This window comes from Brevibacterium sp. Mu109 (genome assembly GCF_900169375.1).
Taxonomy (GTDB): domain Bacteria; phylum Actinomycetota; class Actinomycetes; order Actinomycetales; family Brevibacteriaceae; genus Brevibacterium; species Brevibacterium yomogidense_A.
Genome location: NZ_FXZF01000035.1, coordinates 1 through 15,446 on the forward strand (window position 1 = coordinate 1; position 15,446 = coordinate 15,446).

Sequence of the window (15,446 nt, forward strand, 5' to 3'; positions counted from 1 at the left end):
CTACAGCCGCATGAAGCAATGGCGGGGACTGGCCACTCGTTATGACAAACTCGCCATCGTCTACCGCGCAGCAATCGTGCTCAACGCAGCAATTGCGTGGCTACAACATTTGTCGGACACGCCCTAGCCGGGTAACCGGGTACACAAGGAGAGAATCATGTCCGATGCCATCCGCACCTCACACGCCGGATCATTGCCGCGCACCACGGAGCTCCTCACCGCGAATGCCGCGGGCACCGCGCAGGGGCGCGAGGAGTTCGACGCCCTGCTCACGCGGAGCGTCGTGGACCTGCTGCAGAAGCAGAAGGACCTCGGGATCACGGAGCCGAACGACGGCGAGTACGGCCATGCGATGGCCTCGGAGTTCGACTACGGCGCCTGGTGGCACTACTCCTTCAACCGCACGAACGGATTGGAGATCTCCGGCGAAGGACTATGGAACCTCCCGGTCCAGCGCAGTGAGCCCGGGAACATCCGCCTCACCAGCTTCGCGGACCGGCGCGACCGCAATCTGTTCCCCAGGGCGTACAGCGACCCGGACGCAGGCACGGACACCGGCAGCCAGCCGGGGTTCCCGCAGGCGATCGGTCCGATCTCCTACGCGGGCCATGACGCCGTCGCACGGGACATCACCAACCTCAAGAAGGGGCTGCAGCGCGCCGGGTACGAGGAGTCCCGCGGCTTCCTCAACTCCCTCTCACCGGCGTCGGCCGCACGCGTCGAGAACCTGCACTACTCGTCGTACGAGGAGTTCGTGTGGGCGTGGGCCGATGTGCTGCGCGAGGAGTACCTGGCGATCACCGATGCGGGACTCATCGTGCAGATCGACGATCCTTCGCTGGCGGAGAACTTCGACCAGATCAACCCGGAGCCGACTCCGGCGGAGTACCAGGCGTTCACGCAGCTCAGCATCGATGCGCTCAATCATGCGCTGCGCGGGATCGACCCTCAGCAGGTCCGCGTCCACACGTGTTGGGGATCGTGGCACGGTCCCCACGTGACGGACCTGCCGTTCTCCGTCATCGTGGACCAGGTGCTGTCCATCAACGCCTCCGGCATCACCTTCGAGGCGGCCAACGTGCGGCACGCGCATGAGTGGAGGATCTGGGAGGACGTCGCCCTCCCGGAGGACAAGTACATCATCCCCGGCATCGTGTCCCACTCGACGAACGTCGTCGAGCACCCGGAGCTGGTCGCGGAGCGCGTCGAGCGCTTCGCCCGGCTGGTCGGGCCGGAGCGAATCGTCGCATCGACCGACTGCGGACTGGGAGGCCGCGTGCACCCGGAGATCGCCCTGGCCAAGCTCGAAGCTCTGGTCGCAGGCACGGAGATCGCCTCCGCCCGGCTCGCACGGCCCGTCGCGGCCTGACCCAGAGATCCAGCCGTTGGAGGAGCCCCGGCCACGCGTGGCTGGGGCTCCACCGTTGCGTGGGGGCAGCGCCGCACTCTCCGCACTCACTCCATGACCACGTCGCTCACGGGCACCGAGCAGCACGGCAGGATCTTCCCCTCCCGCACCTCCCGGGGCCGGATCCCGCCCTGGTGGTCCATCTCCACCTCACCGCTGACCTTCGTCGCCTTGCACGTGCCGCACACGCCCTCGGCACACGAGGAGGGGTGCGCGATCCCGGCCTCACGCGCCGCCTCGAGGATCGTCATCCCCTTCGGGCACTGCACCATGCAGCCGGCGCCACGGAACTCGACGGAGAAGACCGCGGCCGAGGCGGTCGTCGCCTCCCCGACACCCGCACCGTCGTCCGTGGTCGGCACCCGCACCGTCTCGCCGAACACATAGGACTCCGTATGGATGCGCACCTCGGGCACGCCCAGTTCCACGAGCATCGCGAGCACCGCCTCCATGTACGCGGTCGGTCCGCAGACGAACACCTCACGATCCGCGACGTCGGGCACCAGGACCCGCAGCGTCGCAGAGGTGAGGCGGCCGCGGACGCCGGTCCAGGCCTCGGCGGCGGAATCCTGCGAGCAGAGCGGGATGAACGTCGTCTCGTCACGACCGGACAGGCCCGTGACCTCCTCCCGATGAACGAGGTCCGCAGGCGTGTGCGCCGTATGCACGTGGATGACGCTCGACCACAGGGGCAGCGACCTCTCCCCCGTCGCCAGCAGGGCCCTCCTGGCGCGCATCATCGACAGGAACGGCGTGATCCCGCTGCCGGCGGACAGGTAGAGGGCACCTGCACCCGGGCGCACATCGGAACCGAAAACGCCGTACGGCCCGTCAGCACGCACCGTGTCCCCCACACGGAACTGCTCGTGCAGGAACGTCGAGACCGGCCCGCCGGGGACCTTCTTGACCGTGATCGTGAACTCCTCGACGCCGTCGACGCCCAGCGACGGTGTCGAAGTCACCGAGTAACAGCGGTCCACGCCCACCTGCGGAAACGCGAACGTGAAGTACTGGCCCGGTGAGAACGGCAGGGTGCCGCCGTCACAGGGGCGGAAGGTCACGTCGAGGACGTCGTGGGTGACCGGAGTCAGCGCGGTGCAGACGAGGTCGCCGGTGAACTCATCGCGCGGCATCGCCGCGGGGTAGCCGGGCGACCAGGAACCGGACCTCGGGGTCGGAGTCCGGGGCGCCTCGGTCGTCGGCACTCCGCCGTCGTACATCGTCGTCATCGTGCCGCCTCCTCAGTCGCCGCGCCCGCTGCGCCCGCTTCGATCCCGCGGTGCTCGCGCAGCCGCTCGATGTACCAGGCGATGAACGCCTCGACCTGGTACTCGTGCGGGGCGTAGGGGCCCGGCACATAGGCCGGGCTGCTCACGCCCATCTGCGCGCGGACGCACAGCTCCGCGTCCTGCTCATTCGTCTTGTGCCACACCTCGGTGAGGTGGGGGATGTCGTAGTCGACGCCCTCCTCCGCGTCCTCGTGGACTAGCCATGTGGTCCGCAGAAGTGTGCGGTCGACACCCAGCGGGACCAGCGAGAACGTCACGACGTGATCGCCCAGGAAGTGGAACCAGGTGTTCGGCTGGACGTGGAGGGACAGGCGCCCCAGCACGGGGGTATCGAACTCCCCCAGCAGCTTCCGGGAGCCCGCACGACCGTCCTTCGTGTACGACTCCCCGGCGCCGTCGAGGGCCTCGCGCTGGATGCGGAAGCCTGTGGCACGCCCGCTCAGCTCCTCGATCGCCTCGGTGAGCAGACCGTTGCGGGCGGCGTTGACCGACAGGAGCTGCTCGGCGGCCAGGTAGCGATCGTGCGCCGGGAGCAGCCGCTTGGGGATCTCATCCTCCCTGTACCCGTAGGTGGGGAAGAAGGTGCAGGTGAGCTCCGGGTGCCCGGCCTCGCAGTGGTAGCACTCGCGGTTGTTCTCCATGATGAGCTTCCAGTTGGCGTGCTCGACGATGTCCTCCTGGAACGCGACTTTGGTCCGCTCCAGAGCGTGCGGTGCGATGTAGGGGGCGATGCGTGCGGCGACGTCGTCGATGTCGTCCGGTGCATCCTTCGCGAGGCAGATGAAGATCAGGCCCGCGATGACCTTCACGTGCACGGACATCAGCGAGAAGCAGGCGGGGTTGAAGTCCGGTGCCTGCACACCGGCGTGCACCAGGTCGCCCTCCGGTGAGTACGTCCACTGGTGGTAGCCGCACACGATGTTGCCGACGGACCCGGACGACTCCATGAGGAGGCGGGCCCCGCGGTGGCGGCAGACGTTGTGGTGGGCGCGGATCTCCTCGTCATCGTCGCGGATGATGATGACCGAGGCCCTGCCGACGTCGAGGGTGACGTAGTCGCCGGGCTCGGGGACCTCGGCGACGGAGGCGGCGAAGATCCACGACCGGTGGAAGACCGCCTCGACGTCCGACTGGTAGAAGTCCGGGTCCGTGTAGAACGGCGCCTCCAGCGAGTGACCGGCCCGGCGGTTCGCGACAGCGTGCACCCACCTGCCGGAGGCGGCGGCCGAGGATTCCGCCGAGGTGCCGGTCGACGCCGAGGTCGCAGTCGCCGAGGTGCCGGTGGTCGCCGAGGTGCCGGTCGCCTCGGCATCGGTGGCCGCTTCCGTGGTGGGTGGATTCGTGTGGGCGCCGCCCCTGGGGATCGTCGTCATCGTCGATGCCCTCCTTGCCTCGATGCAGTGGCTGTGATTCCAGTGTCCGCCCGCGCCATCGGAAAGAGAAGCGAACGTAATTCGATGAGAAGGTGCAAAATGGTTGCATGATCGATCGAAGGCTCACAGTGCTGCGCATGGTCGCGGAGACGGGGACGGTGACTGCGACGGCGAGGGCGCTGTCGTACACGCCGTCAGCAGTGTCGCACCAGCTGAAGACGCTGTCGGAGGACCTCGGCGTCGTGGTCGTCGAGCAGCACGGGCGCGGGATGCGGCTCACCCATGCGGGCACCGTTCTGCTGGGGCACGCGCATGAGCTCTCTACTCGCTGGGAGCAGATGCGTGGAGAGATCCTCGAGGCGGGTGATGAGCACCAGGACGACGCGCTGCGGCTGTGCGGGTTCTCCACCGCAGCGGGCTCACTCCTGCCGGCGGCGGCCGGAGCCGTGCGTCGCGCATTCCCGGACAGCATGATCGGGATCATCGAGGCGGACCCGGAGGAGTGCTTCGAACTGCTGCTGGCGGAGCGGGCGGACGTCGCCGTGGTCGTGGCGACGGAGCCCCTGCCCGCCCGGAACGATCCGAGGTTCCAGCAGCGTGATCTGCTGTCCGATCCCCTGGATCTGCTGGTCCCGGCGGACCACCGGCTGGCGCAGGAGTCTGCGGTGCCGCTCGTCGCCGCGGCGAACGAGGACTGGATCATGGACAAGCCCGGGTCGACGTATCACCGGCTGGTCGCCGTGTCGTGCGCCGCCGCGGGGTTCCAGCCGGTGGCCGCGCATCTGATCCGTGAGTGGGAGACCGGTGCCGCGCTGGTGGCTGCGGGCATGGGGGTCTCCCTGGTGCCGCGGCTGGCGAGGCTGCCGGCCGGCCACGATGTCGTGCGGGTGCCGCTGGCCGGTGATCCGGTGCCCTCCCGGCGGATCCTCACGGGGATCAGGCGCGGCAGCGACAGGAGACCGATGGTCGCGGCCGCGCTGGCCGCACTGGACGAGTCGGCGCGGGAGATCGAGGAGACGCGACGGCCGCGGGGATGATTCCCGCATCGAATGCGGACCTGACCGGGTTCAGCACGCTCCAGCACGCGCAGCAGGCAGCGGCTTCACAGACCTGAAGCCTGCAGCTGTCGCACCCGTGCCCGACCGTGCGTGCGCAGCTGCACGACCGTGGCATCGAGCAGTGGTGTCGACACCCCGAACAACCGCGCACGATCCGCCAGATCGCCGAGGATGTGCTCGGCCTCCTGGGGGTCTCCGTGCTGGAGGTCGCGGTACAGCGATGAGGTGAAGGGAGAACCGGGCGCCGTGAGCAGTTCCACGCCCTGTGCGTGGCTCTCCACCCCGACCGGATGACCGGCCGCCGCAGCGACGCTCTCAGTTTCAGCGATCGCCTGGAGGACGAGCGCTTCTCCGCCCGCCGCGATGATGTCACCCACTTCACCGCGGAACAGACACGTCACCACCCCTGCCGAGGCGATGAACGCCCACTTCTCCCACAGACGGGCGAGCACGTCGTCGACCACGGCCAAGGAGACGCCGGGAACGTCGAAGACATCCTGCACGTCGGCGGGCAGCTCACGGCCATCCAGCGCCCCGATGGTCATCGCACTCATGGACGTCTTCTGCACGACGGTCCCTGCTTCGTCGATCGTTCCGACGATCTTCACGATCCCGCCGATCGCATGGCCCGGGTACGCCTCGGCCAGCAGGTCGATGTGTCGCATTCCGTTGAGGAGCGGGAGGATCACCGTCTTCGCGCCCACAGCAGGTCGGATCTGCTCGATGATCGCCGGCAGTGCCGGCGCCTTCACCGCGACGACGACGAGGTCGTACGTGCCGTCGACGGCAGTGATCGCGTCGACGCGATGCTGGTACTCCCCCTCCGGATCGCGGAAGCGCAGCCCCTCAGCCCGGAGCACTTCCGCGCGGCGCTCCCGCACCAGGAAGGTCACGTCGCGCCCCGCCTGGAGGAGCCTGGCTCCGAACGCCCCGCCGGTCGCTCCCGCACCCACGATCAGGATCTTCATCGTCCCCACTCCTTCGTCCCCATTCCCTCGGCCACCGAACGTCACGAGGATAACCGCACGCAGCGCCCGCTGCGGGGCTGGTCCGCCCTGTGGGGCATCGGCGAATCAGAGCTGAGCGCGGCTGAAATCGATCGGGAGCAGGGTCCTCAGCTGCTCCGACGTGACCGTCCCGATCTGCACCTCATCGGCCAGCCGGCTGATCTGATGACGCTTCGCCGATGCGAACAGCGTGCGCACATCGCGTGCGTTGCCGAACCCCGGCTGCTCCCGCTTCTCCGAGAGGAGTGACCGGGCCACGCTGATCGCCTCCGCCTCCACCACGCGGTTCTCCGTCTGCGCGAACCGCACGAGGACGTCCAGCAGCTCGTCATCCGAGTAGTCGGGGAAGGTCAGGTGGATGGGGAAGCGGGAGGCAAGACCGGTGTTCGACTGGAGGAAGTCGTCCATCTCCGGACCGTAGCCGGCTGCGATGACGATGAGGTCATCGCGGTAGTCCTCCATGTACGTCAGGAGTTTGTCGACGGCCTCTCCGCCGAAGTCGTGGTCGCTCTCCGAGGCGAGGCTGTAGGCCTCGTCGACGAAGAGCACGCCGCCGATCGCGGATTCCACCTTCGCCTCGGTCTTGAGCGCCGTCTGCCCGATGTACCCGGCGACGAGGTCGGAGCGGTGGACTTCGACGAGGTGGCCCTGGGACAGCATCCCGAGGCCGTGGAAGATCCTGGCGAGGATCCGTGCCACCTCGGTCTTCCCGGTCCCGGGATTCCCGAGGAACAGCATGTGGCGCGCATCGTCGCTCATTCCCACGCCGGCCGCACGCAGCGCATCTTCCAGACGCACTTCGTCGACGAGCCCCTCGACCTCGTTCTTGATCCGCCCCAGCCCGACGAGCCCGTCCAGGTCGCGCTTCGCGGAGGTGAAGATCCGTTGGCGCTGTGCATCGTCCTTCCGATCCTCACGGACATCGGCAACGGTCACCGTGCGGACCTCGTCGTCGGTGAGGTCGCTCAAGCGTCCGCTGAGTCGCATGCCCTGGCGCTCGATCGTCGCCTCGAAGAGCCGTCGCATCTCCCGGGCGTTGCCGTATCGCGGGGTGCGCTTCCGAGGCAGAGCCGACCGGACCTCCTTGAGCACACCCTCCTCGAGTGCCAGACGCGCATCCGACGCCATGCCTGCGAAGATCTCGACCAGCTCGTCGTCGGTGTAGTCGTCGAAGATCACACGGTTGCCGAACCGCGATTCAAGGCCCGGGTTGGCGCGCAGCAGCGACTGCATCTGCTCGCGGTATCCCGCGGCGATGACGAGGAGGTCGTCGCGGTGCCTGTCCATGAGGGTCATCAGCTCGTTCACGGCTTCCTTGCCGTAGTCGCTGCGCCCGTCGTCGGCGTTGAGCGCGTACGCCTCGTCGATGAAGAGCACGCCGCCCAGTGCCGCGTTCACGCGCTTGCGGACCTTCGGCGCGGTTTCCCCGATCCCCTCCCCGATGAGGTCTGCGCGCGAGGTCTCGACCAGCTTCCCCGTGCGCAGCACGCCGCGGTCCCGGTAGATCTCACCGATCAGCCGGGCGACCTCGGTCTTCCCGGTGCCCGGGTTGCCGAGGAACAGCAGGTGCCGTGCGGGCGGCTCGAGTTCAACCCCCGCCTCACGTCGACGCTGTGCCAGCTCCGCCCCGCGCAGCACCCGCTGCACCGTCTCCTTGACTCCGGTCAGGCCAACCATCCGATCGAGCTTCGCCCACGGATCGGAGGACGTCGAGGTGCCTGCTGGCTCCGACCGTCCGTCGCCCACGCCACCCACGCTGTCCGTCCGGTCAGTCACCGCCGCGAGGCCCGCCGAATCCGTCGACTGTGCCGCGTCCTTCGAGTCGGCTTCTTCTGTCGACTTCGCCGTTTCCTTCGACTCCCGCAGTGCCGCACGGATGTCGGCCAGATCATCGGCGAGATCTTCGATCGCGATGGAGGCCGGCGTCCGCGAATCGTCGGGAATCGACAGCGCCGTCCAGAGCACGCGGTAGGCGCCCACCGTCCACTGATGCGCTGCGGCGGCCTGGCCTTCACGGATCGCTCGGGCCAGACTGTTCGAAATCGCAGCACGGTCGACATCCGTGCGTTCTCCCGCCGCGACGCGTTCGCGCAGTCGCATGTAGACCTGCCCTCCGAGAGCGGGCCGAAGTTCTGGGCTGAGCGCGGCACCGGCATCGGTGAGTTCGCTGACCAGCAGATCCTCGAGTGACGGCAGATCGATGCCTGAAGTCTTCAGCACCGCCGCTGACCTTTCGATGTGTCCGCGCAGGAGCTCCAGCTCGAATGTCAGTCCGCGAAGATTCGGCACAGCCTCTGCGCCCCGGTCATCCAGCGCACCGGCGAAGATCCCCTCGAGCTGATCGTCGGTCGCAGAGTCCAGGCGGGCAACAGGCATCGATTCGAGGACCGCGTCGATGAGCCTGCTGCACGCACGAGCCGCTTCTTCCAGTGGTGGGACACCGGCAAGCACGTCGAGGACGTCCGTAAGGATGCGAGCGGTCGTCGAGATGTCATTGCGAGTTCGAAGCGTCTGCCATGCAGTTGTCAGCCAGTTGAAGGTCGGGGTCCACGTGACGATGCTGAGGCTTCGTCGGCTGGGGATCCCCGATTCCTTGAAGTCATCGAGAATCGCCGCGTGCGCGGCCGAATCGAGCACGACGCAGGACCCCTGCAGCGCCTCGAACATGTAAGCGGTCAGCTGTACGAGCGGCGGGACGCTGTCGAGGATGCCGAATGGGCCGCCCTCCCCGTCGAAGCAGTCGGCATACTGGTGAGTCGCCATACTCAGGATCTGTCCGCGGACCGCTGCGATCGACTCATCGTCGAGCATCCACGGGGCACCGACGCCCCATCCGCCCAGATACGGCCGACCGGATGTCATGACGGCGAGGTCGTCGTCGGACAGCTGCGAGCGGGTCGTCGAGTGCGTTGACATTGCGTAGTCCCTGGTCGGAGTGATGGACGAAACCGCGCGAGACGACTTCGAGGGCCGGACGAAAGCGCCCATCAGCAGACTAGTCGCAGGTGGAAGGTGAGGCCGTCCAGTCACCCAACTGACCACACACCGCGGATCGCATCAGGACCACTCGCAGCCGATCCCGTCGCCATCGCGGTCGAGGTGTCCTGCGTATCCCGGGTCGCCCGCGTGCACCGGCGCAGCGCCGGCGTCCCTGGCTGCGTCGCAGTTCTTGAAGTAGACGCCGCCCCCGCCCGAGGTCCCCGACCCGGACGATGCGCTCCCGCCTGAGGATCCGCTCGAGCTCGACGCACCGCTGGACCCGGACGACCCACCGCCGGAGGTCTTCGACTCCGGCTTCGGATCGGGCTTCGGCTCGTACTGCGGCTCCGGCTCGTATTCGGGCGCAGGCTCCGGCTTCACATCTCCGTCGTGACGGTCCGGCCACTCGTCATCGCCGAACTCGTCCTCGTCGCAGTCGAGCAGCAGCCCCTCCATCGCGTCGAACTCCGGCGGGGTGACCCACAGGTCGTAGTCGTGCTTCACCTGGATCTGCCGGGCGACGTACTCGCAGCGGTAGCCCTTCCGCGGCGGCAGCCAGGTGGCGGCGTCGCCGTCGCCCTTGGACCGATTGACGCTCGACTCGACGGCCAGCAGATTGACCGGCTCATTGCCGAACTCCAGGAGCTCGTCCTCGGAGAGCTGCTGCGCCCCCGTCTGCCAGGCGTTCGACAGCGCCACGACGTGGTCGATGTCGATGTTGTTGCCGTCGCCGCGGATGAAATCGAAGGTGTCGCCCGTGTAGTCGGACGTGAGGGAGCCGCCCAGCACCACGCAGCCACCCGACTTCAGTGTGATGTCCTCCAGGTCGCGGCGCAGCACGTCGTTGCGGGTGTCGCAGCCGTTGTGGTCCACGTCGTCGCGCCACCCGAAGAGCTCTCGGTCGTACCCGGTCTTGGGCGCCCGCCCCTTGACCTCCAGCTCGTAGAGCATCTGCAGGGCGCTGCCGGTGACGGCGCCGGCCGGATCGCGGTCGCGCGCGGACTCCTCGTCTGAATCACCCTCATCGGCCGCCGAGGTCCGAGTCGGCTCCTGCTCAGCAGTCGCCGCGGGCGCCTTCGCCTCTGCGACGCCTGCGCTGTCGTCCGCCTCCACACTGCCGGCATCGGCACAGCCCACCAGGAACAGAACCGCGAACATCAGCGCGGCGACCGCACTGCGGCGACGAGAACCAGACGATGCCACTACCACTCCCTCAGCAAAGACGACTTGTTTCCTGAGAGAAGTATGAGTGAGAACTGATCGCAATTGGAGGTGAGACTGGTCACCCGTCGTGGCGGATCTCCACGCGGCGGTTCTCCGCCCGACCTTCGGGGTCGTCTTCGGCCTCAGTGCCGTTGGAGGCGACCGGCTCGGATTCCCCGAAGCCCTCGCTCTCGATCTGGAGGTCACCGTCCGACTCAGCCAGGACCTCGGCGACGGCGTCTGCGCGCTGCTCAGACAGGTCCTGGTTGTAGGCGCCCCCGCCCTTCGAGTCAGTGTGCCCGGCCACGGTGACCTCGGCATCCGCGGGGATCCCGTCCGCGATCTCCGCGATCCGCTCCTGGGCCGCGTCACTCAACTCTGCGGAGTCGAAGTCGAACAGGATGTCGGTGGCCAGCGTGATGACCGATTCGCCGCCGGACGACTCAGTCGATTCCGCCTCTTCGATGTTCTCTGAGAGATCAGCGATGTTGGGCGCCAGATCGGTGACGCTGTCGCGCAGGGCCGAGCTGTCCGGGTTCGTGAAATCGTTCGGGGTCGGCATGTCCGCTGCCCCTGCCGGAGCGGACACGAGCAGGCCCGCGGCCAACGCGGCCGCCACCACGATCCCGGAGGAGACCAAGCGGTGTGCACGCACGTTCGCGGACCGGTGCGGCATCACGGGACCTGCACGTCGGTGACGAGCGGCGCGCCCTCGACGGCCGATACGGACACGGTGTCCGCATCCTCGGGGGCGGCGAAGACAGCGAACGCGTAGAGCGTCTGCCCGGGCGCGAACTTCGCCCCCTGATCGGCCGTCTTCGCCCACGAGCCCGTGGTGCCGATGACCGAGTGCTTCCGCAGGTTCTGGGTGTCGAGCAGGTACGGGTGCCAGGTGCCATTGCCCAGGTAGTGGTAGAGCCAGCGCGGCTCGTCGGATTCGGCGTTCACCGTGAAGGCGAACTGTCCGACCAACGTCTCGCCGTCTCGCTCGAACCCGAAGAAGTCGACGGTCATCGTGGCGTCCGGGTCGCCTTCGACGGTTGCGGGGACCTCGTTGCTGGCGATCGGGTCCGGGAGGTTGTTCGGATCGAGACCCGCGGATTCAGGCGATCCCTCGCCCGAGGCGCCCTCCCCCGCCGCTGCGGAGTCACCTTCACCGCCCTCGCCACCGCCCGACTGCTGGGCAGCGGCGGTCTCCTGCGCCTCGGCGGCGGTGTCCGATCCGCCCAGCGAGCAGGCGCCCAGCAGACCGACCAGTCCGAGCGAGAGTGAGGACAGGGTGATTCTCTGCAGGCGAGACATGCGGCGGCACCTCGGTGAATGATCCGGCGGAGCACCAGAGGGACCTCTGACGCGACGATGCATTCGACGCTAGCACCTGGGGCTCGTCGCATCTTCCCGCGAGGCGAACAGTCGGTGACGGGAGGGTGTCGCCGGCTCATGCGCGTATCTTTATATCCACCTATGACAATGTTCCTGGTCAGCGGGTTATATGCCTGCATGACCACAACGCATAAATCCACGCGGGCGGCACGGTCGCTCGCCTCGCTCGCCGCCGTCTCCGCCCTCGTTCTGCTCGCCGGGTGCGGGCAGGGAACCGACACCGCATCGGAGTCCAGCTCCGCACCCGCTGTCGATCCCTCGGATCGCGAGACCCACGAGGCCGCCGGGGCCAATCCGCGCGCAGCCGTCACCTACGACGGTGGGGTCCTGGTCCTCGACGGGATCACCGGTGAGCAGCTGGCAGACCTTCCTGCAGAGGGGTTCACCCGCCTCAACCAGGCCGGCGACGACCGCCACCTCTTCCTCACGGAGGGCGATTCGTTCAGGCTGCTGGACACGGGCACGTGGTCGGAGCCGCACGGCGATCACAACCACTCGTACACGACCGATCCGGTGCTCAGCGATCAGCGGGTCGAGGGCAGCCACCCCGGCCACCTGGTCGTCCACGATGGGATCGCCGCGGCGTTCTTCGACGGCGACGGTGTAGTGAAGACCTTCGATCCGAGTGGGCTCGATGCGACGAGCGCGATCGAGACCGAGGACCAGACGCTGCCCGACCCGCACCACGGCGTCGCCGTCCCCCGCGAGGATGGAAGCGTCGTCCTCACCGAGGGGACCGAGGAGTCTCGCAGCACCGTCCTCGTCCAGGACGAAGACGGCGAGGAGATCGCGCGGACGGACGACTGCCCCGGCGTGCACGGTGAGGCCGTTGCTGCCGACGGTGTCATCACGGTGGGCTGCGAGAACGGGATCGTCATCGTCGACGGTGACGAGATCACCCATGTGGAAGCGGACGAGGACTTCGCCCGCATCGGGAATCAGGCGGGATCGCCGGAGTCGCCGGTCGTGCTAGGCGACTTCAAGACGGATCCGGACGCGGAGCTCGAGCGGCCCACCCAGATCAGCCTCACGGACACAGAATCCGGTGAGATCGAGGTCGTCGACCTGCCGGCGAGCTACGCGTTCCGATCACTGGCTCGCGGCCCGGAGGGCGAGGCCCTGGTGCTCGGCACGGAAGGCACCCTGCTCGTGATCGATGAGGAATCGGGAGCGACCGTCGCCGAGGTCCCAGTCACCGAGGAGTGGGAGGAGCCCGCCGAATGGCAGACGCCGATGCCGAACATCACGGTGAGCGATGAGCTCGCCTACGTAACGGAACCGGAGACGCAGACGATGCACATCGTGGACCTCACGAAGTCAGAGGACGGCGCCGAGGCCGTGGTCGACTCAGTAGAGCTTTCACAGGTGCCGAACGAGGTGGCCGTCGCGAGCGGGGCGGTCACCGAGGGTGGCGGAACAGATCCGTCCTGACCAGCTGCAGTCCGCGCAGCAGGGCGGACAGCACGGCGAGACCAGCGAGGACGAGCAGAGGGACGACCGCACCCAGCGTGGGCAGCAGAGCCTCCAGCAGGACGGGCAGGCCGAATCCCAGGTAGGTGAAGACGTAGAAGATCCCGATCACCGTGCCGCGGGAGCCAGCAGGTGTGAGGCGCTCGATGTCCACCAAGCCCTGCTGCAAGCACAAGCCGTAGGCGGTGCCCAGGACGAGGCTCGCGACGACGAAGAGCCAGACTGGGGGCGCGGCCCCGCCCAGGCCTGCCGCTGCCATGCCCACGGCAGCCAGAACAGCTCCGGTGATCCCGGCACGAGGCCCCCAGCTGAATCTGCGGCCCAGCATTTGGGCACCCAGCCCGGGGATGAGGGTCACGAGCGCGGCGATCCCGGGCAGGAGCACGCCTGACTCGACTCGGTCGGCCACTCGACTCGCCAGCACCACGAAGGTCGTGGTTGCGCAGCTGAACACCCACAGTGCCATCGGCAGGGCGGCCCACAAGGCGCGGCCGACGCCGCGTCCAGCATCGGGTGTGCGCGCCATCCCGTCCGCACTCGCAGCAGAGGTCGTTTCGCGTCCGCGAACCACCACCAGCGCCAGCGCCACGGTGGCCAGCGAGAACAGCGTGCTCACCGCGAAGGGCACGGGCAGGGCAGCGGCGTCCGGCAGAACGAAGGCCAGAAGTCCCGAGGCGATGGGACCTACGGCGAATCCTAAGGTCAGGAAGATCCCGGCGAGGATCGCTCCACCTGCGCCGCGGAGTCGACCGGCCCACGCAGTCCCGGCGCTCATCGCCAAACCGACTCCGAGTCCTACGACGAATCGCCCGATGAGGACCCCGGTCTCGCCGTGCCACATGAGCAGTGACGCGTTGCCGAGTGCCGCGACAGAGGCGCCAGTTAGAACCACTGCCCGGGCACCGAGTCTGTCGGCCAGTGCCCCACCACCCAGCAGAGAGGGAAGCAGCCCCAGGGCGTAGATCCCGTAGGCGCCGTTGAGCAACACTCCGCTCAGGTGCTCCTGCTCCCGGAGCACTCCGATCATGGACGCAAAGTGGTTCGCTGCCCACCCAGCACCGAGCAGGAGGAGGAGCACAACGCCGAAAATGCCGTCACGAGCGCTCAAGCGGCCCATGCTCACCCCACGATCCTGTGTTCAGATGTCACCGTCTGGAACCCTACTGTCCGAAATGAGCGGTCAAGGGCCCGGACGACCACAATGAAGGCGGCCCATCGATGTGGAGGCCGGAAATATCAACGCCGAGGCCGTGGTCGACTCCATGGAGCTTTCGCAGGTACCGAATGAGACAGCAGAGGCGAGTAGGGCAGCGCCGGCGAGACCTGACCACGACCTTATGCGGCTCTTCACGAACGAGGGTGTAGTCGAGGTCTGAAGCCGCCTGCTTCGAGCAGACTCCTGGCGATGTAGTGCCTCAGGTTCCGGAACCCAAGCGCGATCCCGCGCAGATGCTCGAGTCGGCCATTGATCGCCTCGGTTGGGCCGTTGCTGGTCCCGGGTCGATCGAAATAGCCGAGGACGTCAGCGGCTCGTTGCTTGAGCGTGCGGGCGAGCTTGCGGACCTCGACGAGCTCGATGGGAACACCAGCGCTGATCCGCTCGATCGTGTGTTGCAGGAAGAACTTCCCCAGCCCGCGGTCCGTCTCCCGATACGCAGTGATCATATCCTGGTAGACGCCCCAGGTCGCTTCAACCGCGACGTGGCGATCCTCGGCGAACACCTCATCGAGTCGGGCGTGCTGCTTCTCGGTGAGAAGGCCCGCTCCGGTGAGCAGGGTCCGGCGGGCCCGGTAGAGCGGGTCACCGGTCCTTCCCCGACGGCCGAAGACATCGCGCTGGACGCGCCGTCGGCAGTTCTCCAGCGCGTCACCGACAAGCCGGATGACGTGGAATGGATCCATGATCGGGGCAGCGTCGGGAAGCTCCTCGGCAGCGGCGGTCTTGAACCCGGTGAACCCGTCCATCGCAACAACCTCCACACCCTCACGCCACTGTTGCGGGCGGGCGGCGAGCCACTGCTTGAACACGGCCTTGGAACGACCTTCGACCATGTCCAGCAGGCGGGCAGCTCCGTTCTTGGAACGCACCGGAGTCAGGTCGATGATCACGGTCACGTACTTGTCGCCACGCTTCGTGTGGCGCCATACGGGCTCTTCCGGTTCTAGAGTGCGTGAGCGGTCCCTGCTTGCCGGGTCTCGGTGATGAATGAGAAGCGACCTTGGGCGAAGATAGAAGTTCCTCAACTCGTCTCTCACCCAAGGCCGCACCATGCAAT

General features: G+C 67.6%; 12 protein-coding genes and 1 pseudogene. 4 read left to right on the forward strand and 9 right to left on the reverse strand.

Translation table 11 applies throughout. The features are described from left to right. Together BSP109_RS14835 and BSP109_RS14840 are read left to right on the forward strand one after the other, a co-directional pair. Nucleotides 1–127, forward strand: a pseudogene (locus BSP109_RS14835) (IS5/IS1182 family transposase); the annotation flags it as partial. Nucleotides 128–157: 30 nt separating this feature from the next. After that, nucleotides 158–1,369 (forward strand): cobalamin-independent methionine synthase II family protein, encoded by a 1,212-nt coding sequence (locus tag BSP109_RS14840; protein ID WP_101601648.1) that lies wholly within the window; start codon nucleotides 158–160, stop codon nucleotides 1,367–1,369. A gap of 86 nt (nucleotides 1,370–1,455) precedes the next feature. Here BSP109_RS14840 and BSP109_RS14845 read toward each other — a convergent pair whose 3' ends face one another. Together BSP109_RS14845 and BSP109_RS14850 are read right to left on the reverse strand one after the other, a co-directional pair. Beyond that, entirely contained in the window at nucleotides 1,456–2,637 is a 1,182-nt protein-coding gene (locus tag BSP109_RS14845; RefSeq protein ID WP_101601650.1) for a flavin reductase family protein, read from the reverse strand. Next, nucleotides 2,634–4,070, reverse strand: a complete 1,437-nt coding sequence (locus BSP109_RS14850) for an SRPBCC family protein (RefSeq protein WP_101601652.1) — start codon at nucleotides 4,068–4,070, stop codon at nucleotides 2,634–2,636. The genes BSP109_RS14845 and BSP109_RS14850 overlap by 4 nt, the downstream gene beginning before the upstream one ends. 107 nt (nucleotides 4,071–4,177) lie before the next feature. On the opposite strand from BSP109_RS14850, the gene BSP109_RS14855 reads away from it, so the two are divergent. Further along, the gene (locus BSP109_RS14855) at nucleotides 4,178–5,107 is read left to right on the forward strand and encodes a LysR family transcriptional regulator (RefSeq protein ID WP_101601654.1); all 930 of its coding nucleotides are present in this window, start codon (nucleotides 4,178–4,180) and stop codon (nucleotides 5,105–5,107) included. A 65-nt stretch (nucleotides 5,108–5,172) separates the two neighbouring features. Here BSP109_RS14855 and BSP109_RS14860 read toward each other — a convergent pair whose 3' ends face one another. The 5 genes from BSP109_RS14860 to BSP109_RS14880 form a co-directional block, all read right to left on the reverse strand. Beyond that, a complete protein-coding gene (locus BSP109_RS14860) occupies nucleotides 5,173–6,096 on the reverse strand; it encodes a ketopantoate reductase family protein (protein ID WP_101601655.1) in 924 nt (307 codons plus the stop codon). A 105-nt stretch (nucleotides 6,097–6,201) separates the two neighbouring features. Next, nucleotides 6,202–9,051, reverse strand: a complete 2,850-nt coding sequence (locus BSP109_RS14865) for an AAA family ATPase (RefSeq protein ID WP_180959771.1) — start codon at nucleotides 9,049–9,051, stop codon at nucleotides 6,202–6,204. Nucleotides 9,052–9,192: 141 nt separating this feature from the next. Next, nucleotides 9,193–10,317, reverse strand: coding sequence for a DUF1524 domain-containing protein (locus BSP109_RS14870; RefSeq protein ID WP_257944725.1), 1,125 nt, complete (start codon nucleotides 10,315–10,317; stop codon nucleotides 9,193–9,195). Nucleotides 10,318–10,396: 79 nt separating this feature from the next. Next, the gene (locus BSP109_RS14875) at nucleotides 10,397–10,993 is read right to left on the reverse strand and encodes an OmpA family protein (RefSeq protein WP_101601659.1); all 597 of its coding nucleotides are present in this window, start codon (nucleotides 10,991–10,993) and stop codon (nucleotides 10,397–10,399) included. Continuing rightward, nucleotides 10,993–11,619, reverse strand: a complete 627-nt coding sequence (locus BSP109_RS14880; protein ID WP_101601661.1) for a hypothetical protein — start codon at nucleotides 11,617–11,619, stop codon at nucleotides 10,993–10,995. Before BSP109_RS14880 ends, BSP109_RS14875 begins: the two co-directional genes overlap by 1 nt. A gap of 198 nt (nucleotides 11,620–11,817) precedes the next feature. On the opposite strand from BSP109_RS14880, the gene BSP109_RS14885 reads away from it, so the two are divergent. Then, nucleotides 11,818–13,131, forward strand: coding sequence for a hypothetical protein (locus BSP109_RS14885; protein WP_101601663.1), 1,314 nt, complete (start codon nucleotides 11,818–11,820; stop codon nucleotides 13,129–13,131). Here the strand turns inward: BSP109_RS14885 and BSP109_RS14890 are convergent. Further along, nucleotides 13,100–14,287: an MFS transporter gene (locus BSP109_RS14890; protein ID WP_101601670.1), complete on the reverse strand. Its 1,188-nt coding sequence runs from the start codon at nucleotides 14,285–14,287 to the stop codon at nucleotides 13,100–13,102. The two genes, BSP109_RS14885 and BSP109_RS14890, sit on opposite strands and share 32 nt — an antisense overlap. A gap of 230 nt (nucleotides 14,288–14,517) precedes the next feature. Further along, nucleotides 14,518–15,446 (reverse strand): ISL3 family transposase (locus BSP109_RS14895; RefSeq protein WP_374700174.1); only part of this gene is annotated, 929 nt, incomplete at its 5' end.